The sequence below is a fragment of the Gluconobacter sp. NFX36 genome (assembly GCF_049887835.1).
GTDB lineage: Bacteria > Pseudomonadota > Alphaproteobacteria > Acetobacterales > Acetobacteraceae > Gluconobacter > Gluconobacter japonicus_A.
The window spans coordinates 1-26420 of the sequence record NZ_JAGEKJ010000017.1 but is presented as its reverse complement, the minus strand read 5'-3'; the positions used below and the strand labels follow the sequence as shown (position 1 = coordinate 26420).

Annotated in this window: 21 protein-coding genes; 10 read left to right on the top strand and 11 right to left on the bottom strand. The window is 57.4% G+C overall.

Annotated features, from left to right (window positions below):
• Window positions 1-39 precede the first annotated feature (39 nt).
• Window positions 40-981 (top strand): 2-hydroxyacid dehydrogenase, encoded by a 942-nt coding sequence (locus tag J4P41_RS13600; protein ID WP_426067558.1) that lies wholly within the window; start codon window positions 40-42, stop codon window positions 979-981.
• A 12-nt stretch (window positions 982-993) separates the two neighbouring features.
• On the opposite strand, the gene J4P41_RS13595 is transcribed toward J4P41_RS13600, so the two are convergent.
• A complete protein-coding gene (locus J4P41_RS13595; RefSeq protein ID WP_426067557.1) occupies window positions 994-2367 on the bottom strand; it encodes an aminotransferase class III-fold pyridoxal phosphate-dependent enzyme in 1374 nt (457 codons plus the stop codon).
• Window positions 2368-2411: 44 nt separating this feature from the next.
• Between J4P41_RS13595 and J4P41_RS13590 the strand changes: the two genes are divergently transcribed.
• On the top strand, window positions 2412-3266 hold the full coding sequence (locus tag J4P41_RS13590; RefSeq protein WP_426067556.1) for a helix-turn-helix transcriptional regulator: 855 nt from the start codon (window positions 2412-2414) through the stop codon (window positions 3264-3266).
• Between the two features lie 8 nt (window positions 3267-3274).
• Here the strand turns inward: J4P41_RS13590 and J4P41_RS13585 are convergent, their stop codons facing one another.
• Window positions 3275-3544: a 2OG-Fe(II) oxygenase gene (locus J4P41_RS13585; RefSeq protein WP_374195568.1), complete on the bottom strand. Its 270-nt coding sequence runs from the start codon at window positions 3542-3544 to the stop codon at window positions 3275-3277.
• A 1187-nt stretch (window positions 3545-4731) separates the two neighbouring features.
• Between J4P41_RS13585 and J4P41_RS13580 the strand changes: the two genes are divergently transcribed.
• From J4P41_RS13580 to J4P41_RS13570, 3 genes are all read left to right on the top strand, one after another.
• Window positions 4732-7122 carry a TonB-dependent receptor gene (locus J4P41_RS13580; RefSeq protein WP_426067555.1) on the top strand — a complete coding sequence of 797 codons (2391 nt, stop codon included), beginning with the start codon at window positions 4732-4734 and terminating at the stop codon, window positions 7120-7122.
• A gap of 65 nt (window positions 7123-7187) precedes the next feature.
• Window positions 7188-8864, top strand: a complete 1677-nt coding sequence (hutU, locus tag J4P41_RS13575) for a urocanate hydratase (protein ID WP_426067577.1) — start codon at window positions 7188-7190, stop codon at window positions 8862-8864.
• A 67-nt stretch (window positions 8865-8931) separates the two neighbouring features.
• Window positions 8932-10134 (top strand): hypothetical protein, encoded by a 1203-nt coding sequence (locus tag J4P41_RS13570; RefSeq protein WP_426067554.1) that lies wholly within the window; start codon window positions 8932-8934, stop codon window positions 10132-10134.
• Here J4P41_RS13570 and J4P41_RS13565 read toward each other — a convergent pair.
• Both J4P41_RS13565 and hutC read right to left on the bottom strand, forming a co-directional pair.
• A complete protein-coding gene (locus tag J4P41_RS13565; protein ID WP_426067553.1) occupies window positions 10073-11581 on the bottom strand; it encodes an HAL/PAL/TAL family ammonia-lyase in 1509 nt (502 codons plus the stop codon). The two genes, J4P41_RS13570 and J4P41_RS13565, sit on opposite strands and share 62 nt — an antisense overlap.
• Before the next feature lie 93 nt (window positions 11582-11674).
• Entirely contained in the window at window positions 11675-12460 is a 786-nt protein-coding gene (gene hutC, locus J4P41_RS13560) for a histidine utilization repressor (protein ID WP_249197610.1), read from the bottom strand.
• 64 nt (window positions 12461-12524) lie between these two features.
• On the opposite strand from hutC, the gene J4P41_RS13555 reads away from it, so the two are divergent.
• Complete coding sequence (locus J4P41_RS13555; protein WP_426067552.1) at window positions 12525-13109, top strand: HutD/Ves family protein; 585 nt, start codon at window positions 12525-12527, stop codon at window positions 13107-13109.
• A gap of 3 nt (window positions 13110-13112) precedes the next feature.
• On the opposite strand, the gene hutG is transcribed toward J4P41_RS13555, so the two are convergent.
• Both hutG and J4P41_RS13545 read right to left on the bottom strand, forming a co-directional pair.
• Window positions 13113-13916 (bottom strand): N-formylglutamate deformylase, encoded by an 804-nt coding sequence (gene hutG, locus J4P41_RS13550; protein WP_426067551.1) that lies wholly within the window; start codon window positions 13914-13916, stop codon window positions 13113-13115.
• Between the two features lie 19 nt (window positions 13917-13935).
• On the bottom strand, window positions 13936-15306 hold the full coding sequence (locus J4P41_RS13545) for a formimidoylglutamate deiminase (RefSeq protein WP_426067550.1): 1371 nt from the start codon (window positions 15304-15306) through the stop codon (window positions 13936-13938).
• 132 nt (window positions 15307-15438) lie between these two features.
• Here J4P41_RS13545 and hutI point away from each other — a divergent pair, with 132 nt between their 5' ends.
• Window positions 15439-16668, top strand: a complete 1230-nt coding sequence (hutI, locus tag J4P41_RS13540; RefSeq protein WP_426067548.1) for an imidazolonepropionase — start codon at window positions 15439-15441, stop codon at window positions 16666-16668.
• A 388-nt stretch (window positions 16669-17056) separates the two neighbouring features.
• Here hutI and J4P41_RS13535 read toward each other — a convergent pair whose 3' ends face one another.
• Both J4P41_RS13535 and J4P41_RS13530 read right to left on the bottom strand, forming a co-directional pair.
• Window positions 17057-18022, bottom strand: a complete 966-nt coding sequence (locus J4P41_RS13535; protein WP_426067547.1) for an alpha/beta hydrolase — start codon at window positions 18020-18022, stop codon at window positions 17057-17059.
• A gap of 20 nt (window positions 18023-18042) precedes the next feature.
• Window positions 18043-18963 (bottom strand): MBL fold metallo-hydrolase, encoded by a 921-nt coding sequence (locus J4P41_RS13530; protein WP_426067546.1) that lies wholly within the window; start codon window positions 18961-18963, stop codon window positions 18043-18045.
• A 77-nt stretch (window positions 18964-19040) separates the two neighbouring features.
• On the opposite strand from J4P41_RS13530, the gene J4P41_RS13525 reads away from it, so the two are divergent.
• A complete protein-coding gene (locus J4P41_RS13525) occupies window positions 19041-20009 on the top strand; it encodes a LysR substrate-binding domain-containing protein (RefSeq protein WP_426067545.1) in 969 nt (322 codons plus the stop codon).
• A 55-nt stretch (window positions 20010-20064) separates the two neighbouring features.
• Here J4P41_RS13525 and J4P41_RS13520 read toward each other — a convergent pair whose 3' ends face one another.
• Window positions 20065-21609, bottom strand: a complete 1545-nt coding sequence (locus J4P41_RS13520; protein WP_426067544.1) for an FAD-dependent monooxygenase — start codon at window positions 21607-21609, stop codon at window positions 20065-20067.
• Window positions 21610-21887: 278 nt separating this feature from the next.
• Window positions 21888-22340: a MarR family winged helix-turn-helix transcriptional regulator gene (locus tag J4P41_RS13515; protein ID WP_426067543.1), complete on the bottom strand. Its 453-nt coding sequence runs from the start codon at window positions 22338-22340 to the stop codon at window positions 21888-21890.
• Window positions 22341-22407: 67 nt separating this feature from the next.
• Here J4P41_RS13515 and J4P41_RS13510 point away from each other — a divergent pair, with 67 nt between their 5' ends.
• Together J4P41_RS13510 and J4P41_RS13505 are read left to right on the top strand one after the other, a co-directional pair.
• Window positions 22408-23922 carry an FAD-dependent oxidoreductase gene (locus J4P41_RS13510; RefSeq protein WP_426067542.1) on the top strand — a complete coding sequence of 505 codons (1515 nt, stop codon included), beginning with the start codon at window positions 22408-22410 and terminating at the stop codon, window positions 23920-23922.
• 322 nt (window positions 23923-24244) lie between these two features.
• Window positions 24245-25225: an MFS transporter gene (locus J4P41_RS13505; RefSeq protein WP_426067541.1), complete on the top strand. Its 981-nt coding sequence runs from the start codon at window positions 24245-24247 to the stop codon at window positions 25223-25225.
• Between the two features lie 490 nt (window positions 25226-25715).
• Here the strand turns inward: J4P41_RS13505 and J4P41_RS13500 are convergent.
• Window positions 25716-26420: hypothetical protein (locus tag J4P41_RS13500; protein ID WP_426067540.1), on the bottom strand; the 705-nt coding region annotated here is incomplete at its 5' end.

The following is a 26420-nucleotide window of genomic DNA, read 5'->3' as shown; positions in this document are numbered from 1 at the left end:
TCCGTTCGGGCGCGTGTTGGGGTTTTGCGGAGAAATCTGATGGTAACGCTTGCAATCAGTGCAGAAGGGCCGGGCGTCTGGGAGAGCTGGCGGAATGCTTTCCGTGAGGTGGCGCCCGGTATCCGGACGGTGTCGTGGTTTGATCCGGCGTTTGATCCGTCCAAAGCCGATTATGCGCTGGTCTGGGACCCAGCTCCTGGAGAAATGGCGAAAATGCAGCATATGCGCGCCATTTTCTGTAGTGGGGCGGGAGTGAACCACCTGGTGGGTCGGAAAGATTTTCCGAAGGATGTCATGCTGGTCCGTATGGGGGGAGACCAGACGGCGGTTCTGATGGCGGATTATGTGCTGTGGGCGATCGTTTCGCTGCTGCGTGATGCGCGGACCTGGGCCTTGCAGCAGGAGAAGAAAATCTGGCGTCGCAATCTTGAATACCGCACGAGTGCGGAGACCACGATCGGGATTCTGGGATATGGCAATCTGGGGTCGGCTGTGGCGCAGCGCCTGTCAAAGGCCGGGTTTCAGGTTTCGGCGTGGTGTCGCCGGGTGCGGCCGATTGAGGATGTTCCGCTGTATTTCGGAGAGGACGGCAAGGTCGATTTTCTGGGAAAGACAGATATTCTGGTTAATCTTTTGCCAAGTACGCCGCAGACGCGCGGTCTGATTGATGCGGAGTTGCTGTCCCATCTGAAGCCGGGGGGCAGTCTGATCAATGTGGGGCGTGGCGAGCAGGTGGTGGCGGAAGACCTGATTTCAGCGCTCGACAGCGGGCGGATGCTGGGGGCTGTGCTGGATGTTTTTGCGCAGGAGCCACTGCCGCAGGATGCTGTTTTCTGGGAGCACCCGAAAGTTTTCGTGACCCCCCATGTTGCGGCCGAGGCGTCCTGCAAAATGCAGGCGGCTTATGTCGCCGGGGCTATCGGCGAGATCGAGGCGGGGAAGACTCCCGCCCTGACCTATCATCCTGACTGGGGATATTGAGAACGCTTACCTTCAGGCTTTTGAAAGGTCGTGCATGACCTCCGTAATGCTTTCGCGGAGGATGTCTCCAATTCTGGCGATCTGCTCTTCCGACAGGATCAGTGGTGGGGATAGAATCAGGATATGTCCAAGCGGGCGGGCGACGAGGCCTTTTTCCTGAGCCTTGCGCGCGACCAGCATGCCAATGTTGAGCTTGGCATCGAAGAGGGTTTTGCTGGTCCTGTCCCTGACGAATTCTATGCCCATCATAAAATGGCTGCCGCGGACTTCGCCGACGATGTCGAGATCTTCCAGCGTGCGTAATGTGTTTTCAAACAGCTTGCCCGTGACGCGTACCCGTTCCGGGATCTGTTCGGCTTCCATTAGGGCGATATTCGCCAGACCGGCGGCGGCGGCGGCCGGATGGCCGGCATAGGTCATGCCGTGGGTGAAGACGCCCTCCGGCCCGGACACCACATCGTAGATTTCGTCGGTCATGATCGTGGCGGCGAGGGGCTGATAGCCGGAGGTGACGCCTTTTGCGATGGTGATCATGTCCGGCTGGGTATCGAAAACCGCTTCGGAAGCGAAGAAATGTCCGAGACGTCCGAACGCCGTGACGACTTCATCGGCTACAAACTTGATATCGTATTCCCGACAGACGTCCTGAACGCGCCGGTGGTATCCTTTGGGCGGAACGATGACGCCGCCAGCTCCCATGATGGGTTCGCCAATGAAACAGGCGATGTTTTTGGGGCCAAGGCGTTCGATTTCATGGCGCAGGTCGGCGATGAGCAGATCCGTGAAGTCCGCCTCTGTCATCCCGTCGCCTTCGCGCCAGTAATGCGGTTTTTTCAGGTGATGGACGATCCCTTCGGCTTTTGACCAGCCTTTGGAATAGGCGGGGGTGGTCATTGCGATGGAGAGATAGGTCGAGCCGTGATACGCGCCGTGGCGGCTCAGGACGAGTTTCTTTTCGGGTTTTCCTAGACGCTCGTAATAATGATGCAAGATGCGCACGGCGCCGTCATTGGCATCCGACCCTGAAGTGGAGAAATGGACGTGATTCAGGTTTCCAGGCGCCAGTTGCGCCAGTTTTTTGGCCAGTGCGGCGGCTGTGGGGTGCGTGAAGGTGTAGAAGGTGGAATAAAAATCCAGCGTTGAGAGCTGGTTGGAAATGGCGTCAATGATCTCGGGGCGTCCGTGACCCACGTTGACGCACCACAAACCGCCAATGCCATCAATCAGTTCCTGACCGTTACTGTCACGAACCATGACGCCCTTTGCTGCAACGATTGCGGTGCGGGCATGGGGTTTCTTTAGACTGTCAAGATCCGCCCAGGACTGGACGAGATGGGTATCTGCCGCGAGAATGTCTTCGGTGGTGTAGGGTAGTGCAGACGGCATGTTCAGGTCCTCCATCTATAAGGGCTGTGCGGGTGCAGCTGCTGATGTGTGATGGTAGGCTCTGTGTGGATGGGACGTATATTGCCCTGAAGGGGTATAGCCGGATGTTTTGTCAGCAGGAACAGCAGCTTGGGGCGGTGATTTCAGCGCTGATGACTCCTGCGTTCGAGCAGTATCTTGTGGCGTGGCTCGAGAGTTGTGTCCCGATCGATAATCTGACGATCCTTTCCTATGGGAGAGATGGTCGGCCGAAGTGCCTGTTGACGCACTCAAAAGAAAAAAATGTCCATGCCCGCTTTGACAGTGCGTATTGCACGGGGATCTATCTGCTTGATCCGTTTTTTGTTGTGGACAGGGCCGGGGCGCCTTCGGGACTATATTGTCTTGAGGATGTTGTTCCCGATCATTTCGCTGCGTCGGACTATTACCTGAAATATTACCGGGATACGCATATTCTGGACGAGATGACGTATCTGGTCCGGATATCGGCGGATGTTTCCATTCATATCTGTCTCGGGCGCGATACGAGTTCGGGAGAGACATTTGTTGCGGCGGAGTGGGAAAAAGCTCTGGCCATTCAGCCTGTTGTAGCGGCGCTGGCGGGGAGACACTGGTCAGGGCTTGAAGCTGCGCCGATCGCACATGCGCAGGATACCATGACGGAGTTTCGCGAGCAGTGTGAAAAGACGTATGGCATCGTGCTGACGGCGCGGCAGTCACAGACGGCTTTGCTGATTTTGCGGGGACATTCTTCACGTTCGATTGCAAGGCTCATGGGAGTGAGCGTGCAGACGGTGAAAGTGTTTCGCAAACAGATCCATACGCGCTGTGCCGTCTCCTCGCAGGCGGAGCTTTTTGCGATGATGATGCCTGTTCTGGTCAGGCTGGGTGAGCAATAACGCTCCGGTTAGTAGACGAAGGGTAGGCAGGCGTATCTCCGGCCGGATGTGACGGGTTGGACTGCATGCAGGAGCGCGCAGGAAAATATGACGGCTCCGCCAGCATTGGGGCGGAAGGTCTGTGGGCCGAATTCGGGGAAAATCAGTTCTCCGCCGGCGTAGTCGTCATTGAGGGTGAGGGAGACGGCGAACTGGCGGTGGGCGGAACTGGGGACGGTATTGTCCCGATGCGCGTCGAAAAAGCCTTTATCCGTGGCGTCGTAGGAACTGATGAGCATTCTGTCCATCTGGGTAGCCGTGAATCGGAAAGCCCGGAAAATCTCGGGGACGACACGGCGGATGATACGGTTTTGCAGCTCCGTGACGATGCCCCGGTCGCGCAGGGACGTGTCCCGCCTGCGTTTGAAATCCGGGGCGACGGTGCGGACCAGATGTCCTGCGGCATTGGAGGTCAGGATGGGAGAGGGCTGGGGATTGTGGGTGTCGTGATACCGGATCAGGTCCTGGCAGAAGGCCGGTTCCAGAACGTGGTCCAACATAAGAACCGGGACAGGCATGCTGCGCTGCGGGGCGGTGGCTTTCTGGAGTAACGTCGCGAAAAGCGTTTCTTCCAGACCGGGGCGGTGGAGTTGCGTGTGGACGACATGCATCATCGGGTCGAGTTCTATCCAGCCCGGTGGCGTGTTTTCAGCAATTCCGAACGTCCGGTGGCAGATACGATCGATATCGTAAAGGAAACAAACCGATCTGAGATCGGACCGGTTTTTTAGAATGGCCGTGTCGACCCCGTCGAGGGTGACGCCTAGAAACAGGCAGTCCCTGCGATTCAAGACCTCCGGATATCGGGAGAGGTGCTGGAGGACGCTTTTGACCTCGGGGTCAGTTGATGAGGAAAAGAAAAACAGCAGGATTCTGCGTCCGCCCATCATGTCAAAGGACAGGCCCCCGGAGTTGGTGCTGGCTTTCTGTATGAAAGGCGGTATGGGGTCACCGGTTTCAGCCGTGGTCCAGGACATGCGCGCTCTCGGGAAGGGGCAGATATGGCGAGCATGCCCAAGAGAGGAGCTTATCGCAAGATGTATTTGCCTATACAACTCTCATAAGAGAGAAAGAGAAGGTCTTTGCGAATCCTGTAAAAGTTAGTTCATTCTAAAATTTTCTATAAAAAAATATAAATTTATTCAATGATATAAAAGATTTTCTTTAGCGAGTGCCATGATGGGTGAGGTTGACGGCGTGTCGTTGATGGTCGGTGGAAAATTTGTCGGGTTAGGGCATGAGATGGAGCGAAGAAAATTTTTCGAAGGTGGAAATATATTTTTAAGTTATTGTTATTGCTTGAATATTACTCTTTTTCTGAAGAAAAATTAGACATATCTTTGTCGTGTTGGTGAAAAAGATAGGTTGCATATGCAACCAGACATGACATTGTGGTTTCGATACGAAATGATTTCGAGCAGGTATCATGCCAATCGCAAAACGCCGTCGTGCTTGTGTAGCCCTTTCCACCATGACGTTTCTTGCGTCGACCTCTCTGGCTGGAGCTGCACCGGCAACATATGCGCGTTCGCTGTTGCGGGCTCATACTGCTGGAGCGTCAACGAAGCGGAAGCCTCATCCAGTCAGTGCGCGAGGGCCGGAGATTATTTCCGTGCATGCTGCGGGGGCAAACGGGGCATATGGCAAGGTCCGGCATATTGCGGGCGGGGGGCTGATGGCCGTTCAGACGGGCGGCGACATGCGCAGTACCGTGACTTCGGAATATATCAATAAGCAGGCGTCGACGACGACGGCCTATCAGGCTGTTTCTCTGGCTCCGGGCGCTAATCTTTCCCAGAGTGACCCTTACGGTTTTGCGGCCAATTCGATGCTGAGCGTACGCGGGTTGGGGGGCAACGAAATCGGGCAGGTCTGGGAAGGAATGCCGGTCAACGATATCGAGACCTATAATGGCTATCCGACATACTGGGCGGATGGTGAAGACATTGATTCCGTCAGTCTGACGCAGGGGTCCTCGTCCATCACGGCGCCGGTGGTCAATGCTTCGGGCGGGCAGGTGACGACGCTGATGCGCGATCCGTCTCACAAGATGGGCGGGTTGGTCGATTACAGTTACGGCACGCTGAACCTTCAAAGGTTCTTCGGACGTTTCGATACCGGGGATATCGGGAATACGGGTCTTTCGGCCTATGTGTCGTTTTCCAACGGAACGGCCAAGAATTCCCTGGGGCCGGGGCGTCAGATGCGTCGGCATATCGACTTCGGCTTCAAGAAGGAATTTGCAAACGGCGATCGGATGAAGCTGGTCGGATCGTATGTTGACATGAATTACATGTACAATCCGAACCCGACGCTTGCCGACTGGCAGACTTCGGGGCGGAGTTATTCATGGAACGGGACATTTACACCCGGAAGCTCGGATTACTGGCGGCAGAACCGCTGGAAATGGGAGCAGATCATGATGAGTCTGCCCTCCGACTTTACGCTTCCGAGGAAGGTGAAGCTCAATGTGACGCCTTATTTCCTGTATGCGATGCAGAATTCTCCGGCGTCTTCCACGCTGTCGTCTGACGGCAACTATTACGGAACGGAACCTGTTTCCGTGACCATTCCGGATGCCCAGGCGTCGGGCGGGAGTGTGAGAAGCGATTACGTAGGCGTGCAGTCCGTAGGCGGGTTCAACGCGTCCCTGTCCCGTCAGTTCGGGGTGCAGAAAGTGACGCTGGGATACTGGTATCAGTATAGCGTTGATGATCTGTCGATGCCGTTTTCGTCGGTCGATGCTTCAGGCAATCCGGCTTCGGCCTGGAGCCTGCGGAACGTGACCATGAGCAATGGTCAGCCGTATCTGGCGGAGAAGGAGCATACCGTCACGCAGACGAATGCGCTCTACTTGCAGGATGAGATTTCGCTTCTCAATGATCGTCTGAAGATTGTGGGCGGCATCAAGACGCTGATGATGAGCAAGGCCGGGACCAATGGTCTGCCGGGCACGCAGTATCATGTCGGGGCCAATAACTTCCAGCCGCTGCCGCGCGTTTCGGCGACGTACAAGATTGATTCCCACAATCAGGTCTTCATCAATGCCAGCACCAATACATTGATGCCGATTGATGACACCCTGTACAATTCCTATTCGGGTGGGGCGATTTCAACGCAGGGCAATCCGGGGATCAAGCCTGAATATTCGATTTCCGAAGAGCTGGGATATCGCTATCAGGACCGGATCATTCATGCCAGTCTGGCCCTGTTCAACTACAACTTCACGAACAGGCAGGTGTCCAGCCTGCGTTACGTCAATAACGTTCCGGTCTATTCGACGATCAACGGCGGCGGACAGACGTCGCGCGGTGTGGATTTCGAAGCGGGGCTAATGCCGTTTCATGGCTTTTCGCCTTATGTGTCGGTCGAATATCTTCATGCGACGATCGACAATAATATTCAAGTCGGAAACGATTATCTGCCGACGGCAGGGAAAACGGCGGTTCGCAGCCCGTCGTTTCAGGGATCTTTCGGTCTTGTCTATGATTACAAAAATTTCTTCGGAACGTTCTCGTTCAAATACACAGGGTCGCAGTATTCGACCTTCATGAACGATGAAAAAATGCCCGCTTACAAGACGTTTAACCTGTCTCTAGGGTATCGTCTGCCGAGCGTCGGTTTTGTCAAACATCCGGAAATCCGGGTCGCGTTCATCAACCTGACGGATGAGAAAGTCCTGTCCGGTATTGCGTCGCCCCAGCTGAATGCTCAGACCACCCGTGGCATTTACGGGACATCCATTGATGGAAGCTCTCCCGGATATTACATCGCGCCGCGATTTACGACGGCGATGACCGTGGCTGCGGGCTTCTGAACTTTTCCAAACCTCTTTCTGTTTCTCTGAAAATGGAGACCTTACTCATGGTCAATTCTCCTTCCGTGTCGTCCCGTCTGTCGAATGATCGTGTGATCCGTGCCGATCATGGTGCCGAGATCAGTGCAAAGTCGTGGCAGACCGAAGCGGCCATGCGGATGCTGATGAACAATCTCGATCCGGACGTGGCGGAGAAGCCGTCGGAGCTTGTGGTTTATGGTGGGATTGGAAGAGCAGCGCGGAACTGGGACTGCTATGACCGGATCGTGGAAGCCCTGCGAGAGCTGGAGGATGAAGAGACGCTGGTCGTTCAGTCTGGCAAACCGGTTGGTGTGTTCCGGACGCATGCCAATGCACCGCGTGTTCTGATTGCGAATTCCAATCTCGTACCGCACTGGGCGACCTGGGAGAAATTCAACGAGCTCGATCGAGCGGGGCTGATGATGTACGGCCAGATGACGGCCGGATCCTGGATCTATATCGGAAGTCAGGGGATTGTTCAGGGGACGTATGAGACGTTCGTTGAGATGGGGCGCCAGTATTACGGTGGCGACCTCAAGGGCCGCTGGATTCTGACGGGTGGTCTGGGGGGGATGAGCGGTGCGCAGCCGCTGGCTGCCGTGATGGCGGGGGCGTCCATGCTGGCGGTGGAATGTGAGCCGTCGCGCATTCAGAAGCGTCTGGAGACGGGCTATCTGGACCGGCAGGTGCAGGATCTGGATGAGGCGTTGCAGATCATTCATGAGGCCTGCGCCAAGGGTGAGGCGGTTTCCGTGGGTCTTCTGGGTAATGCAGCTGAAGTCTTTCCGGAGCTGGTGCGGCGTGGCATCCGTCCGGATGGTGTGACGGATCAGACATCCGCGCATGATCCGCTGAATGGATATCTTCCAGCTGGGTGGTCGCTGGAGAAGGCCGAGAAGCTGCGGATTACGGACCCGGCGGCGGTTGAGAAAGCCGCGCGGGAGTCCATGAGGCTTCAGGTCGAGGCAATGGTGGCGTTTCATCGAATGGGGGTGCCGACCTTCGATTACGGCAACAACATCCGCCAGATGGCGCTGGAAGAAGGGCTGGAAGATGCCTTTGCGTTTCCGGGATTTGTGCCGGCCTATATCCGTCCGCTGTTCTGCCGGGGGATCGGTCCTTTCCGCTGGGCGGCGCTGTCGGGCGATGCGGAGGACATCTACAAGACGGATGCGAAGGTCAAGGAACTGCTGCCGGACGACAAGCATCTGCACAACTGGCTCGATATGGCGCGGGAGAAAATCCAGTTCCAGGGTCTGCCATCCCGGATCTGCTGGGTGGGTCTCGGGGACCGTCACCGGCTGGGGTTGGCGTTCAACGAGATGGTGGCCAAGGGTGAGCTGAAAGCGCCGATCGTGATCGGACGCGATCATCTGGACAGCGGTTCGGTGGCTAGCCCCAATCGTGAAACGGAGGCCATGCGCGACGGGTCCGATGCCGTTTCCGACTGGCCTTTGCTGAATGCGCTGCTCAATACCGCGTCGGGCGCGACATGGGTGTCGCTGCATCATGGTGGTGGTGTTGGAATGGGCTTTTCGCAGCATTCGGGCATGGTGATCGTGGCGGATGGTACGGACGATGCCGCCACCCGTCTGGAGCGTGTGTTGTGGAACGATCCGGCGACAGGTGTGATGCGCCATGCCGATGCAGGCTATGACATTGCCGTGGCCTGTGCACATGAAAAGGGCTTGAACATGCCCATGATTACGACCAGAAAATAATATTTCGGAGGCGCATCTTTTCGGGGGCGCGCCTTTTTTTGCTTCTGACAGGATAACTGCGATCATCATGACAGGAATACAGGCTGTCCGTTATCTTCCGGGGCGGCAGCTTCTGCTTCTAGCGCTGGGGCTCAGCATCTGCTCCGGCTGTGCGTATCTGGGCTCGTCCGTCATGCCCTTTCAGATTGATGCGCTGATGTCGGGGCTGCATCAGTCCGCCAGTCGGGCGGGGATGTTCGGCTTTTTCGAAATCATGTCCTTTGCGGTTTTCATGGTGTTGCTGTCCCGTCTGACGGGACGCGTTTCGGTGGTCATGACGGCGTTTCTAGGTGCGGGGCTGGCGGTTCTGTCGTCCCTGCTGACAGCGACGGGTCTGTCTTCTTCGGCGTGGACGTGGGGCTGTGCGCTTCTGTTTGGTCTGGGGGAGGCGCTGCTGGGGCGGTCCTATGTCTGTGCGGCGTCGGCGAGTGAAAACCCTGACCGGATGTATGCCATTTCCAATGGCGGGGGGCTGATCGTTCTGGTGGCGGTGATCGACGCCATCCCTTACGCCACGCGCAGCTTTGGTGAACTGGGGGTTTTTGTCGGGATCGCGGTCATTGTTACGCTGATTGCGCCGTTCATGGTGACGCTGCGCCATGCGCCGCCATTGCCGGTCCGTCAGAGTACGAAAAAAAAGCGTCTGACGCGTGGCGGGGTAGCGCTGCTGTTTATCTGGGTCGGGTCGTCTCTGGGATCAAGCATGGCGTGGTCCTTTGCCGAGCGGGTCGGACGGGCCATTCATCTGTCAGCCGATTATATCGTTTTTCTCTCGACGGTGGGGATCGTTTCCAGCGTTCTGGTCAGCTTCACTGTCGGTGCGCTGGCGCAGCGGCTGCGGCGGGAGATCATTCTGCCATTAACATTGATCGGGACGGGCGTCGGCGGCTTGCTGGCATGTTCGGCTTGGGATCCTTGGAGCTATACGGCGGGCGTCGTCATCTACTGGAACTGTTCCATGCTGTCTTATGCGTGGCTGCTGGGAAGTGCGGCCGCGCTGGATCATACGGGTAGGGTCGGGACGTTCTGTGGCGGTATGGACCGCATGGGATATGCTCTGGGAGCACCGCTGGGAGGGCTGATTATCGATCATGCCTCTTTCACGATGCTTGGCATTGCCGGGTGTGTGGCCTGTGTGGTCAGCCTTCCGTTCGGGCTGCCTGTTCTCCTCAGAGAGATCCGGGCGTCCGGCCCGGAGGGGCGGCCTGCATCAGGGCTTCAAGCTGGGTGATATCGTCCGCTAGCGGGTGATCTTCCTCGTAAAGGGGAAGGATGGCCCGCACGCTGTTGTAAAGCTCCAGCGTGCGGGGGGCGACTTTCCCGGTGAGACCGGCGAGGTCCATGGCCTGACAGAGGGCCAGAAGTTCGATCGCGAGAATGGATCGTGTATTGGCGACAACGTCCCGTGCCTTGAGGGCCGCTGGTGTGGCGTGGACGAGGATGTCTTCCTGAAGACCTGAGGTAATGCCGCCATCCAGACTGGCGGGGAGGGCGTTGCGGCGGTTGGCACTGACAAGCGAAGCCGCCGTGTATTGCGCGATCATGAAGCCGCTTCCCGTGCCGGAATCGCTAGACAGGAAGGCCGGGAACGGGCTGAGCAGGGGGTTGACCATGCGGTCCAGACGACGTTCGGAGACTGCACCCAGAGAGGCCAGTGCGATGGCGGCTTCGTCCATGACGCGGGCAATGCTGGCGCCGACGGCATGGGCTTCGGAGAACGCGCCGATGCCTGTTTCGTCCTCAATGATGGCGGGGTTGTCGGACAGGCTTTGCAGTTCCTGTGTGACGGTGTGGCGGATGCCGGTCAGCGCGTCATGGACCGATCCATGAATATGGGGGATGGCGCGCAGGCTCAGAGCGTCCTGTGTGCGCTGGCCTCGGGCGTCTGCGATCCGGGCGGAATCTGCCAGATTCTGGTTGAGGGCCTGTGAGACGGCGCGATGGCCGGGCAGGATACGGAGGTTTGCTGAGCGTGGATCAAAGGCGCGCTGTTGTCCGCCAAGGACGTCAAAGGTTGCGGCGGCGATCCTGTCTGCCCAGTGGAGGCAGGTGGCGGCTTCTTCCGTGACGAGGCTGGCAATTCCGGTGGCGCAGGAGAGGCCGTTGACCAGACACAGCCCTTCCTTGGCTTCAAGAACGAGCGGGATGAAACCGAGCTGTTCCAGCACCTCGGCGGCGGCCTGTTCCGTGCCATTGGTCCGGAGCATTCCGTGACCGATCAGGGTCAGGGAAATATGAGCCATGTGTGTGAGATATCCGACCGATCCGTCCCGTGGCACGATTGGCAGGCAATCGTGGTTGAGGAGGGCGACGAGGCGATCGACGATCTCCGCGCGGAGGCCGGAATAGCCCAGGCAGTACTGGTTGACGGCGCAGGCCATGATGGCGCGCGTTGCTTCGGCGCTGAGGGGAGGGCCGAGCCCCGTGGCGTGGCTGAAGAGGATCTTGCGGGAGAGGGTTGACTGTTTTTCCGGTGTGATCCGCGTGTCTGATAGTCCGCCGACGCCCGTATTGAGGCCGTAGGCGGCGGACTCGCTCTCAACAAGAACACGGAGGCGCCGGTTGGCGTCGTTAAGCCGCTGCCGCGCCCCCTGCGACAGCTGGATCGTTTTTCTGTTCCGGGCGATGTCGCAGATGTCCTGCGGAGAGAAAGGCTGATCGAGCAGGAGTTCGGTCACGGCGGGTCTCTTGGTTGTCTATACAAGAAGGAACTTTAGATGCGTCGTGTCGGGGGCGTCAATCCGCCGGGCGTTGTTTTCAGGGGGTTGTCTTTAGGGGCGGTAGCGACCACCGAAGCTGTAGCGGTTACCGGAATAGGTGAAGATGCCCTTCATGACGACGCGGCCGTCGACCCAAGTGCGGCGCATCAGTTGCAGGCAGGCTTCCGGTTCGTCGAGTTGCAGAAGGGTGCAGATGTCCTGTGGGGGCGTGACGGCAAAGACCACATGTTCGATCTCTTCCGGCCCGGCGATGCCGTAAAGATGGCGGTGCGGATTGATGCGGGTGAAATCCTGTTCCAGATAATCCGGGGCGAAATGCGGAGAGACGTAGCGCTCTTCAAGCTGAAGGGGCACATCGTCTTCGTAATGGACGATCAGGGAGCGGAACAGGCGTGTGCCGGGGCGTTGTTCGAACGCCGTGGCCAGATCGCTGTCGGCCCGCACCGTCTCCACGGCGATGACTTCGGCGCGGTGCTGGTGGCCGCTGGCGACGATGTCGTCGATGATATCGCGGATTTCCAGAAGTTCGACGCGTTTGGCGGGCTGGGCCACGAAAGTGCCGACCCCCTGTGCGCGGCGGACGATCCCTTCGGCTGTCAGTTCCCGCAGCGCCCGGTGGATCGTCATCCGGGAAATGCCGAGCTGTTCGACGAATTCATGTTCGGAGGGGAGGCGGTGGCCGACTTTCCATTCCCCGCAGTCGATCCGTTCGATGATGAAGGCTTTCACCTGCTCGTAACGTGCGATGGTCTTCGTCTTGTCCAGGATCTGCGACACGGCGCCCGCTGCCTTTTCTTCTCTTGAGGACTGGTCTGCCCTCTGTGGGCGGGAGAGCATTTCTGATCCTGCCGGGTTGTTGTACTTACATATGAGACACACCCCTAAGCAGGCGTATGACCATATGAAGCCGGATCCGGAAAATGACAATCTTTTCCCGCTGTCCCGTGGGCCGCAGCCAGTTGAAAACCTCGTCGCGCAGGCGTGGAAAAACGGTGGTGGCCTGACGCGGGTCATTGTTTCTGGCGAAGAGTGGCGTCTGAGCGTTGCGGAGATTACGCAGGATAGCGCTTTCTCGCGGTTTCCGGGAATTTCGAGGCAGATTGCGCTGCTGACGGGGCAGGGCGTGCGACTTCGTCTTTCGGACGGGACTGAGCGGAAGGTTGCCCGGGTCGGCGAGATTCTGACGTTTTCCGGCGATCTGGATGTGGAGGCCATTCTTGTGGACGGGCCGGTTCAGGTGGTGAACCTGATGCATCCTGCGGACCGCCCGTGGCGGATGGAGGCGGTTCAGGGCGGGGATGCTTCGGGTTTTGAAGTGTCTGCGGCGCGCGCGGTGGTTGTCGCGCAGGGGTGCTGGGTGTTTGAGGGGGCGTCGGGGCAGCCCCGGACCTGCGTGGCCGGGGCGTATCTGGTGCTGCCGGAAGGGAGTGGCGGGCGGCTGGAATCGGACGGGGACGGCCTTTTGTATTGCGTTGCCCCCGGTTGATGTTCAGGAGCTTTCGGGGTGCCAGTCTGCGGCTGTTGCCAACAGGGGTTCGATGGCGGCCGAGAGGCTGGTGGAGGCCTGAAGGTCGATGGGCCAGGGGTCCTGTTCTGAGGCCAGATAGGTGGACTGGGCGATTTCGAGTTGGATGGCGTGGATGTTGTCCGCTGGCTTGCCGTAATGGCGCGTTGTGTAGCCGCCTTTGAATCGGCCGTCGCGGACATGGGTGTAGGCGGTGAGCGTTTCTGCGCGGGCGATAAGCGTTTCGGCCAGTGAGGGTGCGCAGGAGGCCCCGCTGTTGGTGCCGAAGTTCAGGTCCGGCAGGCGTCCTTCGAATAGCCTGGGGATTTCGGAGCAGATGGAATGGGCATCCCACAGGATCGCCCATCCGAACTGTTCCCGGAGGCGCATCAGTTCGGCCTGTACGGCGTCGTGATAGGGCTGCCAGTACTGGTCTGTCCGTACGGCGATTTCGTCGGCATCCGGCTCCTGACCGTCCTGATAGATGGGCTGTCCGTCAAAGCCCAGCAGCGGCACCAGGCCCGTGCTGGGCCGCCCGGCATAGAGGGCGGCGTCATCCCGACCGCGGTTCAGATCCACGACATAACGGGAGAAATTTGCGCGCAGGATGCCGATCCCTTTTGACAGTGCGAAGGCATAGAGATGCTCCATGTACCAGTCGGTATCGGGCAGTTTTCTGCCGCGCGGGGTCATACGCTCTTCCATGCCCGGCGCCAGACGGTCGCCCGCATGGGGGATCGTGATCAGGATCGGGAGGGTGCCGGGGGTAAAGGAGAAAACGGTCGTCATGGTTCTGATCCGGAAAATCTCAGGCAGCCATCAGGGTGCGCAGGGTTGCATGAAAAGCCCTTGTCAGGCGGGCTTCGTCGGGGTGGTGGCCATCGGTGATGCGCCATTGTCCGGCACACATGACGTGGAGGACGGGGGGGCTTGAAGTGGCGAAAATGGCGGAATCGAGAATGTCGTCGTTCTGAAGATCGGGCAGGGACAGGGCCTGTTCGTCGAGGACGCACAGATCGGCGCGGGCGCCGGGTTGCAGACCGCTGAGGGGCAGGCCGGTGGCCTGCGCCCCCCCGGCGAGGCTCTGGCGGTACAGCCATGCGCCGATCGACCCCTTGTGGTCCGGGGGGAGGGCCACGCAGCGTTTCTGGCTTTGCAGACGCAGGCCATATTCCAGAAGACGGAGCTCTTCCCATGGGCTGAGCAGGACATTGCTGTCGCTGCCGATGCCGAAGTGCCCTGACTGAGCGACATAGGCTTCGAACGGGAAAATGCCGTCTCCCAGATTGGCTTCCGTGATCGGGCAGAGACCGGCCACGGCCTCGGAGCGGGCGATGGCGGTGACTTCCGCGGCCGAGAGATGGGTGGCGTGGACGAGGCACCAGCGGGCATCGACGGGCAGATGACACATCAGATGTTCTACGGGGCGCTGTCCCGTAACGGAGAGGCAGGTTTCCACCTCGCGCTGCTGTTCGGCGATGTGGATATGGATCGGGGCGGCGGGGCCTGCTGCGTGGAGCAGGTCGCCGAGGGTGTGGATGTCCACGGCGCGGAGGGAGTGCAGGCCGATCCCGGCTGTCACCAGTTGTGAGCCGCGCCAGTCGGATTGGAGGTCGGACAGGATGCGGGCGATCGTGTCCGGGGTGCTGGCGAAGCGTTTCTGGGTGTCGTTCAGCGGGCTGCCGTCAAACCCGCCACGGGCGTAGAGGGTGGGAAGGAGCGTGATGCCGATGCCTGCATCGGTGGCGGCTGCGGCGACGCGTGAGGACATTTCGGCCGGGGACGTATAGGGGCGTCCGTCGACAGCGTTGTGCAGGTAATGGAACTCGGCAACCTGCGTATAACCGGCCTTAAGCATCTGCATATACAGGAAGGCGGCCACGTCCTGCATCTGCTCCGGGGAGATGCGGTGTGCGAGCTGGTACATGCGCGTGCGCCATGTCCAGAAGGTGTCGTCCGGGTTCTGTCTCCGCTCCGCCAGCCCTGCCATGGCGCGCTGGAAGGCGTGGGAATGCAGGCTGATCTGCGGAGGCACGACCATGTCCAGAAGCTGCATATCCGGGCCAGGTGTACTGTCGGGGGTGAGGGAGGCGAACGTCCCGTCAGCGGCGATGGTGATCTGGACGTTGCGGCGCCACCCCTGTGGCAGGAGGGCCTGTTTTGCAAACACTTCGGTCATCACGAAATTCCAGGTTGCAGGAGGGGAAGCGCTTTGGGCAAGCAGGTTCCGTTATCCGGCCAGGATCATAATGGGATTGACTGATATGTATATACATATATCACCATAACCGGAACAATTCGGAGAAGAACCATGTGGGACGTCCTTTGGCTCAATGTCCATCTTGCGACGGGTGATGAGGCTCTTGTCACGGCCGGGGATGGGTATGGATGTATCCGCAATGGTGCCGTGGGCGTGCGCGACGGGGCGATCTGCTGGATTGGCGCGCAGGCGGATCTGCCGGATGTGCCGGAAAATCTGGCCATCCGGATCGAAGACGGGCGTGGCGGCTGGCTGACGCCGGGGCTGATCGATGCACATACGCATGTCGTGTTTGCGGGCGATCGCAGTCGTGAGTTCGCGGAAAGGCTGAACGGGGCGTCCTATGAGGAGATTGCGCGCAAGGGCGGCGGTATTCTCTCGACGGTTGCGGCGACGCGCGCGGCATCGGAGCAGGAGCTTCTGGAGGCGTCCCTCAAGCGGGTGCGTACGATGATCCGCGAAGGCACCACGACTCTGGAAGTGAAGTCAGGCTACGGACTGACCCTTGCGGACGAACTCAAACAGTTGCGGGTGGCGCGGGCGATCGGTGAGCAGCTGCCGGTCCGTGTGCACAAGACGTTTCTAGGCGCGCATGCGGTGCCGCCCGAATATCAGGGACGTGCGGAAGCGTATGTGACGTTTCTGGTCGAGGAAGTTCTGCCGGTTCTTCATGAAGAAAAGCTGGTTGATAGCGTGGATGCGTTCTGCGAGACGATCGCCTTTTCACCCGCCCAGACGGAAATCCTGTTCGATGCGGCCCAGAAGCTTGGACTGCCCGTCCGCATCCATGCCGAGCAGCTTTCTCTGGGCGGAGGGACGGTTCTGGCTGCGCGGTATCACGGGTTGTCTGCGGATCATCTGGAATATGCGGATGAGCAGGCTGTCATGAGCATGGCGCGTCATGGGACGGTTGCGATGCTGCTTCCCGGCGCATTCTATTTCATCCGCGAAAAGCAGCTTCCGCCTGTCGCATTGCTGCGTGAGCATGGCGTGGGTATCGGTCTGGCGACAGACTGCAATCCGGGGACGTCCCCTGTTCTGAGCCTGACAGCGGTCATGAACATGGGATGCACGCTGTTTCGTCTGACGCCCGAGGAGAGTTTCCGGGCGGTGACGTCTGTGGGCGCGCGGGCTCTGGGATTGGGGCAGCAGGTGGGTATGCTGCGTCAGGGGATGCGGGCGGATATGGCGTTGTGGGATGTAACGGGCCCGCATGAACTGTCTTACTGGGTGGGGGGGCTGCGCCCCTCGCGACTGATTCATGCAGGGGTATGTATTTAGGATCTGTCCGAGTATTTGCAGTACAATTTAGGAATAGATAATCCGAGGGAAAATCTAAAAATCTGTAACAATTCCACAGATTTCTTTCAAAAATGAACGGCAGCGAAAATTCAGTTGTGAATTGCCTCAGACATGCAGAAACTCCTGAGACAATGCTTTGTCGGGATGACGGCAAGGAGGGGTAGACTGTCTGCTTCTGGGTATGAACCTTTGGAAGCAGAAGTCACCACCCATTCCGGGACCAAATATCTAGTTGTCATGTGCACTATGAAGAGGTCAGTGTCTTGTTTGAATCAGCCAGACAAATCGCCTTGAGTTGAGCGTCAAGTCCACTCAAACGGGCCAGAAGCGCTTCAACATCAAAGAGATCGGACAACTTGCTGGGACCTTATTTGCTGGAATGATTGTCCGTCCGTAGAAATAGCAGAATAGCTTCAAGCACCTGCCATCGGTTCTTTTCCATAATCACCATATGCGTTCCTTCCCCAATCTCTGTCCATCGTCGGTACGAGGCATTGAGAAAGCGTTGAAACAGGTTTCCCATCTGTTGAATGGTCACATCGAGATCCCACTCAGCGTGAAGGAGAAGAACCGGGACCGTGATCTCTTCGGGGTTGTAAAGAGATTTTCCAGTGGACCAGTAGTCACGTATGTCCTGAATCACCCCCGCAGGTGCCCGGATCACTCCCTCATGTTCTGCTGGATCACTGGCAAGAATAACTGCGGCCCACTGTTCAAACCATCCTACCGGAAGGATCTCTTCGCGTTTCTGCTCAGGTGCACCTTCCAACCAGCGCTGACGGAAAGTCGGAACATCGAAACGTCGATAAGCGTGTATGGGGCCGCCAGGATCCAGACGTGAAACGCCGTCATTGATCCATTGCGGTGCAATCAGCGTCAGGTTCTCTACCTTGTCATTGTGCGTTGCCGTATACGCGCCGGTGATCGTGCCACCCCAGGACATTCCGATCAGGCAAAGGCGCGGGAGGGCAAGCGTCCCAAGAAGATAATCAACAGCTGTAGTTAGATCGCGTATTGCTGTTTCGGTCCTGACCTGAGGCGGAGCATCTTCAGGCGTACCTTCCATTCCAGCAGGCCGTGTTGACCCTCCGAAACCTCGCACATTGAGTGCGTAAACGTCGAACCCTTCCTGGGCGAGGATATCCATGAAGGCCCCCTCTCCAACAGGCACATCGAAAAGACTTTCGGACGGGAGTGTCGCACCATGCATCAACAGGATCGTCCGCTGCGACCCGAATATCTGGATATCCGAACGCCTTTTATGGCGTAGATGAAGCCAGATATCGGCCGTATCACTCGGAATGAACAGGTTTTTCGTAAGCAGATTTGTCATTTGGCGTCCTCCGCGTCCGACTATGCAAATTCCCACGCAAATCCTGCTGCACGGCGTCTGACATAGCCAGCACCTGTTTCGGCGAAGTGACTGGTAAAGCAAAGGCTCCCGGTGTCCGCTGCTTCTTCAAGAAACCACCGCCGCGAACGCTCGGCAGGCTGAACGAACTCACAGTAAACGGACCGTAGATCCGGACGATAAACCTGTAGAGGATGATGCATGACATCTCCTGTAAACCACGCCTCCGCACCGTCTGACCGCAGCCGGATCGAGGCATGATCAATGCTGTGGCCGGGGGTAGGATGAAAGGAGAAGCCCGCAAGAACCTCTTGACCGTCGATTATAATCGTTTCTCCAAGCCCAGCTTCGATGACGGGGAGCATGCTATCTGCATAGACGCGCGGTAGCGGGCGATGATCTGGGCGCCCCAATATCTCCGGGGGCAGATCCGGTGCAGGGTCAATACGGTCATTGCTTGCACCGTATCGGGCCTCGATGGCCGAGAAGATATGACGGGCTTTCGGAAAGGTCGGCACCCATTTTCCGTGGTGCAGGCGCGTATTCCATCCGACATGATCTGCATGAATATGCGTATGCAAGACGACATTAACCTGCTCCGGCTGTACGCCTGCTGCCGCAAGATGTTCGAGAAATGGTGTATGCAGATGGTCCAATGCTGGCGCGGCCGGTAACGGCTTGTCGTTGCCGGTGGCGGTGTCAATCAGAAGATTGAGGCCAGCAACCTGAACAAGCCACGCATGTGTTCCTTGTGAGAGCGTACCGGTCACGGGGTTAAAAGACCCTGACGTCAAGGCCGAACCAAAGACTGCAAGTGCCTCTGCATCAATGTCCGGATACAGTTTTTGGGGATCTGCATTGTCCCAGTGAAGTTCCGGAATGCGCATGATACGGGCGCTACCTACTTGAAAAGCGGCTGTCATGATTGAACCAATGCGATTGTTTTGCGTCGCATCAGAAGTTAGGGTGCGTCTAAACATCACACAAATCGATCTGAAACATGAAGCCCATTGATCATTTCAATCTTAGGTCTTTCGACCTTAACCTTCTGATTGCTTTTGACGCACTTGTTTCAGAGCGTGGCGTCACAAAAGCGGCGCATCGCCTTCGTATCCAGCAGCCAGCAATGAGCCATGCACTCGCCACTCTCCGGATGTTGCTGGGGGATGATGTGCTCGTCAGAACAGGCGCTGTCATGCAGCCGACCGCCAAAGCATCCGCCATGATGCCGCATGTTGGTGACTTGTTGAGGCAGGCTCAGAACATTCTGATGCCCGAGAAACAGTTTGATCCTGCAACGGAGCAGCGGATCTTTCGTTTTGGCTTTTCGTCCGAACTTGAAGTTTTTCTGATGCCAAAACTGATGGCCTATTTGCAGCAGAATGCACCCGGAATACGACTGCTGTCACGTGGTTCCCCGCGGAGTGAGGTCTATACGTTGCTGGACACGGGAGCGTTGGATATCGCAGTTGGTTGTTTTGATTTCGGGTTGGAACGCCATTGTGGTGTATCGTTGTACAAGCAGTCTCTTTCCTGCTGCTTCAACCCGGGCCTGATCAATCCGGATGCTGTGCTTACAGTTGAGCGTTATCTTAAACTGCCCCATGTACTCATGACGCTGAAAGATGACATCCAGGGATGCCTGTCAGAGGCGCTGATGAAGATTGGTCAGGAACTCAATGTGGTTCTTGCTGCATCGGATTTTCTGACGGCGCTTGCGGCTGCGGCGGCCGCACCTGTTCTGGCCACGCTTCCCAGCCGGATAGCTCAGCAGCATGCCGCGCATTTCGGTTTAACGATCCGTCCCGTTCCACTGGATTTGCGTATCCCGGCAGTATCGATGATCTGGTCGGCCCGCAGTGATCGTGATCCCTCTGCAGGGTGGCTACGTGATGCTGTTACGTCAGTATTGGATGATCATGTCAGATCAAACTATTTGATGGACAATGAAAGCAACATAGGCGGATAAGGTCGCGATCATCCATACAAGACGTACTAAAATATCTGATTTGTTATATTCTCCATTATGAAACCGGACCTTCCGCACGCGGCGATAAAAGCCATTGCGACAAGGCCTGTTCAGCTTCGGAGCAATCCGAGGGGTGACCACTGGCCCATACGACGAAGCCGTCAGGACGAATGAGCAGGGCGCATAAGCCTAGACGATCATTTACACCGACGTCGATATAGGAAAGTCGGTGTTGATAGCGAACGGCGAGTTCATGCAAGCATAAACTTCTGCCAAAATCGAGCAGCACCGCTTTCCCTCGTCGAAGATGTTCGTTCAGGCGCGTCCCGTCGTTCAGCCCGAAATCGGGTGCACTCCGCCCCACCAGAGGATGATCATCACCCAGGTTGTAGCGCACGCCAATCCCCCACACCCGTTCGGCCATATAGGTTGCCCCATCCCGCGTCGTGGCCAAGTCATGCATAATGGCTCGCAATGCACGGGAACCCTGATTCGGCCGCATCAGCGTGACCTGCGCGCGGGACCAGTCAAGGACCTGCTCGGCTACCGGACGTCTTTCATTATGGTAGCTATCCAGCAGGGCGGGAGCGGCGTCCCTGCGGATTGTTGACGCTAGCTTCCACCCCAGATTTATCGCATCACCGAAACCGAGGTTAAGGCCCTGCCCACCCAGGGGCGAATGAATGTGTGCTGCGTCACCAGCCAGAAGCAAACGCCCCTTTCGGTAATCAGAGGCGAGAAAAGCCCGATCGGTCCAGGTCGTCGCAAGGCCGAGCGCCCTGACCTCCACTTCGGTGCCGGAGATGCGCCGCAGGACCGTTTGTATGTGATCGCGTGTGATCGCTTGGCTCCTGTGACAGGCGCCTCCATCGAATTCGACCATTCTGATCATGTCAGGGGAATCAAAGATGTAGGTTCCAGTCGGCGTGTCGTGATGACCTGCGGGGAGGATGTGCGGCTCTGCAAGATCCACCCTGGCGAAATAGCCCGTGAACTCGGGGTCCGTCCCCGTGAAGCCGAAGCCTGCAGCTTTCCGGACCCTGCTCCGTCCGCCATCGCAGGCAACAAGCCAGTTTCCTCGAAAGATCGTCTCACCCGCCCGGACACTGACATCGTTAGCCGTAGCGTGAATTTCTGAGACACATATCCCGTAACTGATCACAGCCCCCAGTGTCAGGGCGCGATCTTTCAGGACCGCTTCAATACTTTCCAGATCGGCAGCCATGGGGCTTATCGCGGACGGCAGACGATAAGCCCACTGTGTTTGATCAATCTGATCCATAAAAAAGTCGATGCCCGCGAAATGTCCGGCAGGCTGGCGTGTCTGCCTCATCCACGACGCAGCCGATGCGATGTCCTGTTCCGGGATACGCGCTTTGAGGGGCATCAGCAGGCCACGCCGGTCAAAGATTTCCATCGTCGCGACGGAAAGGCCGCGTAATCCGAAAGGAGCGCGCTTCAAGGGTGTGCTGGCATCGGCCGCCTGTTCAAGAACCTGCACCGAACACCCAGCCAGCGCCAGTTCGCAGGCCAGAAAAAGACCAACGGGCCCTGCACCAATAATCAGAACATCGCAGATTGCAGAGAGGGGATCAGACATTTTTCTACTCCGGAGTCATCGTCCGACCGGAGCGTTTCTCGGACCTGAGCCCCGCTGGGACGAACGGCGGGGCGCTTGCAGCCCCTTTCGTTCGTCGCGGGGGTCTCAGGCACGAAGCCAAAGACCAGAGCTTCCATTACTGGAAGGACTTGGGCTTACCAGACCAAGCCTGCCTTTTCCGACGCACTCTTTCTAGCGCTGCGGCTCTCCCGACACAATAGATGTTGCCGAGCAGCGGGGCCCTGTACGGGACGGCCCGACATGCCTGTTGCCAAACATCACCGCATCAGGTCATCAGCGAAGCGTCGCAGAAGTGTCCGCAACTGATCGAGGTCTTCGTTAGTCCAGTCGACAAGAATGCGGTTGGCCAGCCTCTCGCGCGCCGCATTGAGGATGCGAACCATGTCCCGGCCTTTTTCAGTCACCGTCGCTTCTCGAACACGCTTGTCCGCCGCCGAAGGATGGCGCTCGATGAGGCCCAGTTCCTCCAGCTTGCCCATCTGTCGGCTGATGGTCGTATGATCGCGGCCCGTCCGATCCGCGAGTTCGACCACGCCGATCGGACCGTAACGCCAGACGCGCGCCAGAAGCGGAAACAGGGCCCGATCCAGCGGAATACCCGCTTCTTCGATCAGACGATCATCCCGACGCGGCCGGTTGATTTCATCGACCAGATCGATGATCGCGGCATGGAGTCCCCGCAGGATTTCAGAATCATGTGCATTATTCACGTTTTTCGTTGCTTTCGATGCGGAAACCATATATGTGAATATTACACATTGATTCGCGGAGCTGCCAGTGTCTTTCGATACAGACGTCCTGATCTCGGGTGCGGGGGCTGCGGGCCTGACACTAGCCATTGACCTCGCCCGACGTGGAATGTCGTTCCGACTGATCGAGCAGAACACGCAGCCGTTCAGCGGGTCGCGCGGCAAGGGCATCCAGCCCCGGACGATGGAGATTTTCGAGGATCTCGGCATCGTCGATCGTATGGCTGCGGCAGGCGGACCCTATCCGCCGCTGTGTCAGTATCGTCCTGATGGAACCCATAAAATGTCGCTTCTGACGGAAGCGGACGTTTTTCCGACACCAGCCGAGCCCTATGCGGCACCACTGATGCTGCCACAGTTCGCCACCGAAGCCGTCATGCGGGAGCGGCTTGCCGAACTGGGCCATCATCCACATTTTGGGACACAGTTGGTCGGTTTCCAGCAGGACAATGATGGCGTTATGGCGAGGATCGAACAGCAAGGCGGCGAGCAGGTTATCCGCGCCCGATTCCTCGTCGGGACCGATGGTGGCCGCAGCTTCGTGCGCCATGCATTGGCGATCGATTTTCCGGGAGAAGCACTGGGCGTGCGTGCGATCGTTGCCGATGTGCGGCTGGAGGGGTTGGATCGGTCTGTCTGGCATCGTTTCCAGTTCGGTGCACCGGCGACGCAGGTGATGATCTGCCCGCTGGCAGGCACGGACCTGTTCCAGATTCAGGCTCCTGTGGCTCTGGACGAAGAGGTCGATCTATCTCCGGCTGGGCTGACCGCGCTCATTGAAGAACGAACTGGTAGAGGGGACATCACGGTCCGTTCGGTGTCCTGGTCCTCGGTCTATGCGATGAGTGCCCGTCTGGCCGATCGCTACAGGGTCGGGCGCGTCTTCATTGCGGGAGACGCCGCGCATGTTCACCCGCCGACCGGCGGTCAGGGCCTCAATACCAGCGTTCAGGACGCCTATAATCTCGGCTGGAAGCTTGCGTCCGTGCTCTCGAGGGCACCGGAAGCACTGCTCGACAGCTACGAGGCGGAGCGTCGGCCGATCGCATTGAACATGCTGCGTCTCTCGACGCGACTGCTCGGGGAAGTCAAGCAGGGCACCATGCGACGCGATCGCGAAGCGCGTCAGCTCGACCTCGGCTATCGCGGTTCATCATTGAACGTGCCCAGTTCGGTGAGCGGCAAAGTGCAGGCGGGCGATCGCGCCCCTGATGCGCCCTGTCGCGGACAGGCGGGGCAACCGACACGGCTGTACACGGTTTTTCAAGGGCCACACTGGACCTTGCTCGGCTACCAGTCGCACGACCGGGCGCCGGCCAGCGCGGGTGTCCGGATCGTCACCATTGGCGCGGGGCATGAACTCGTCGACGATGGTGGCCATATCGCTGAAGCATACGGGATCGAACCCGGTCATTGGGTGCTCGTACGTCCGGACGGTTACATCGCCGGAATTATCCCTTCTGACGAGTTGGAGGAGCAGCTTTTGCGCTATCTGGCCCATGTGCTGCCATCTAGCCCGACCGATGCGTTCGGAGGGGCATGATTGGAGGGGAAGCAGGCTGTGCGATATCTGGATCAAAAAAACAGGTTAGCGACCGTGATCTGCTCGCCCTTTTTGATTGCGGCATATGAGGTGTGACAAGAGTGCACAATGCCTTCAAAGGAATTTTTATTTGTTCTCGCTGAAAAGTCCTCAAGCCGATTCAATTCGTGCGCAATATTCCACACGCATAGCATTTCTTATTGCAGGCTTCGCAGGAGCCGCGTGGGCACCGATTATTCCTTATGTAAAATTTCGATGTGGTCTGAGTGATGCTCATCTAGGACTTTTACTGCTGTGCCTTGGTGCAGGCTCGATCGTATCCATGCCGGCAGCTGGAAGTCTGTCGGGTCGCTACGGTTGTCGTGGGATCATTGCCATTGCAACCCTCGCTATCTGTGCTGCTCTTCCAGTTCTGGCCTCTTCTGCTTCGATACCTCTTTTGGCGACTGCACTGGTCGTGTTTGGAGCGGGCGTTGGAACCATTGATTGCGTCGTTAATGTTCAGGCCGTCATTGTTGAGCGTGCATGCAAACGGACAATGATGTCCGGTTTTCATGGCCTTTTCAGTGTGGGAGGTCTGCTTGGAGCGGTAGCTGTCAGTAGCCTGCTCAGTCTTGGTTTCTCTCCAACCATCACGTCTGTATCTGTAGCAGCCTTGTTAGTTCTGAGCGCTATTCTTGCTCTGCCAGGGCTACTTACGGGGCGGACCAATTCGGAAGAAAGTGCTTCGTTTGTATTGCCCCATGGCGTCGTTTTCGCGATTGGCATGATGTGTTTCATTGTATTTCTGACTGAAGGTGCAGCCATAGATTGGAGTGCTGTTTTTCTTGCGACCTCTCGCCATATTGATGTGCGGTACACAGGATTAGGGTATGTTGCATTTGCATGCACTATGACTTTGGGCCGACTGTCCGGAGATTATCTTGTAAATCGTGTTTCGGGGCGTTTCCTAGTTACAGGCGGCAGCTTATTAGCTGCGTTTGGAATGACCCTGATTACAGTCGTACCTATATGGCAGCTCACTTTATTTGGTTATGCCCTCGTAGGAGCAGGATGTGCCAATGTTGTTCCGATCCTTTATTCGGCAGTGGGACGACAGCGTTATATGCCCGAACACCTTGCTGTCTCTGCCATCACAACCCTTGGATACTCAGGAATTCTGGCCGGTCCTGCCGCTCTCGGGTTTATCGCTCAGATCACTGACCTGTCACTTGCACTTGCCATTGTGGGAGGTCTTTTGGCTGTAGTTTCTGTTATGGGAATGCTGATCCCTCCGACACTGCTGCGAAACAGCTCGTCTTAGTTCTCCGTCCGAAATCCAAATGATCCAGTCCGATCTTCATGACGATATGTCTCATTCCAAAAGTTTAGGTTGAGATCATCAGGCGTAAATTTGGCCATTTTTGATTGTCAGATCATCGTCGTAAGAGAGGCGTTCCCTTGCCAGTCTTGACCGGTCTGCACCGGAACGGCGTCTCCGCGGTCTTGGTGGACCATCCATATCCAATCTTGCAATGTCTGCTTCGCAAACAGAAGCACAGAGATTTTTGCGCCCGAGATGAAGGCGCAAATAGCAGGTACGCTTACGCCTCATCGCAGACACCAGAACGTAACGTCATGCTTCCTCGAAGCGGACATAGCTTATGGCGTGTGAGGAAATAAGTCTCAGTCAATCTTTGAACGGTTCAATTCGAAGGCGGCCCTGACCCTAAGGCGACTTAATAGCAGCACTGCTTCGATCAACTTCTCCCCCAAAGAAAACCGAGAATAGTCATACGGCAGGCGCTATCAGTTCATGTGGAAATCTGTAGTTGCATTATCGAAACCTCCTCGGATCTCAGCTGCTGTGCTTCGATGAAGGCTGATGCGCTATGAGCCATTTTGAGGGCTTGTAGAACATAATGGTCTTGTAACAGTTGTGCTGAAACCCATGTACCTCGGTCATCTTGCCCATAATGGCCAGCGTTTTGCACTTTTGACAGCAATCGTGCGACGTTGCCGCGGGAAACACCATAATGCTTTGCCATTGCACTGGCACTGCCAAGATCAACATAGACGCAACCGGTGTCCGATGGCATCTCTTTCTGTGCTCGCGTCATTTCGTTGAGAACGGAGATTCCAATCGTTGTGTTGACCAGGGGTGCAATCGACGGAGGGGGTGCGTAATAGACCGGGTCATTGAGCATTTTCCGCGCAAAAATCGGGTGCATATGGGTTAGAATACGCGGATCTGCACTCGCGATGTCAGCACGCCCAGCATCATCGATTAGATCCAGCCCCTGCAGGCTGATCTGAAGATAGAGATAAAACATTTTTTCAGAAAATTCTGTCATGGCATAGGCCCGCACACGCTGGTCCGCTTTGGACAGCAAGGTGGAGGGTTCGAAAAACCTTCTGGATTTGAGGGTTCCTCTGTGATTCCATCTCTCCTGCGTTGATTGGGGATGATGGCAGATGAAGCAGCCTGGTTTCTTTGATGTTGAAGAGCGGCTGGCCCG

Bases quoted from the DNA above. Each gene is read 5' to 3' on its own strand.
- J4P41_RS13530 (WP_426067546.1), bottom strand. From the start codon at position 18,963: ATGACAGCCGCTTTTCAAGTAGGTAGCGCCCGTATCATGCGCATTCCG.
- J4P41_RS13580 (WP_426067555.1), top strand. From the start codon at position 4,732: ATGCCAATCGCAAAACGCCGTCGTGCTTGTGTAGCCCTTTCCACCATG.
- J4P41_RS13570 (WP_426067554.1), top strand. From the start codon at position 8,932: ATGACAGGAATACAGGCTGTCCGTTATCTTCCGGGGCGGCAGCTTCTG.
- hutG (WP_426067551.1), bottom strand. From the start codon at position 13,916: ATGACGACCGTTTTCTCCTTTACCCCCGGCACCCTCCCGATCCTGATC.
- J4P41_RS13585 (WP_374195568.1), bottom strand. From the start codon at position 3,544: ATGCTCATCAGTTCCTACGACGCCACGGATAAAGGCTTTTTCGACGCG.
- J4P41_RS13600 (WP_426067558.1), top strand. From the start codon at position 40: ATGGTAACGCTTGCAATCAGTGCAGAAGGGCCGGGCGTCTGGGAGAGC.
- hutC (WP_249197610.1), bottom strand. From the start codon at position 12,460: ATGCTCTCCCGCCCACAGAGGGCAGACCAGTCCTCAAGAGAAGAAAAG.
- J4P41_RS13535 (WP_426067547.1), bottom strand. From the start codon at position 18,022: ATGACAAATCTGCTTACGAAAAACCTGTTCATTCCGAGTGATACGGCC.
- J4P41_RS13555 (WP_426067552.1), top strand. From the start codon at position 12,525: ATGAAGCCGGATCCGGAAAATGACAATCTTTTCCCGCTGTCCCGTGGG.
- hutI (WP_426067548.1), top strand. From the start codon at position 15,439: ATGTGGGACGTCCTTTGGCTCAATGTCCATCTTGCGACGGGTGATGAG.
- J4P41_RS13520 (WP_426067544.1), bottom strand. From the start codon at position 21,609: ATGTCTGATCCCCTCTCTGCAATCTGCGATGTTCTGATTATTGGTGCA.
- J4P41_RS13505 (WP_426067541.1), top strand. From the start codon at position 24,245: ATGCCGGCAGCTGGAAGTCTGTCGGGTCGCTACGGTTGTCGTGGGATC.
- J4P41_RS13525 (WP_426067545.1), top strand. From the start codon at position 19,041: ATGAAGCCCATTGATCATTTCAATCTTAGGTCTTTCGACCTTAACCTT.
- J4P41_RS13595 (WP_426067557.1), bottom strand. From the start codon at position 2,367: ATGCCGTCTGCACTACCCTACACCACCGAAGACATTCTCGCGGCAGAT.
- J4P41_RS13590 (WP_426067556.1), top strand. From the start codon at position 2,412: ATGTGTGATGGTAGGCTCTGTGTGGATGGGACGTATATTGCCCTGAAG.
- J4P41_RS13545 (WP_426067550.1), bottom strand. From the start codon at position 15,306: ATGACCGAAGTGTTTGCAAAACAGGCCCTCCTGCCACAGGGGTGGCGC.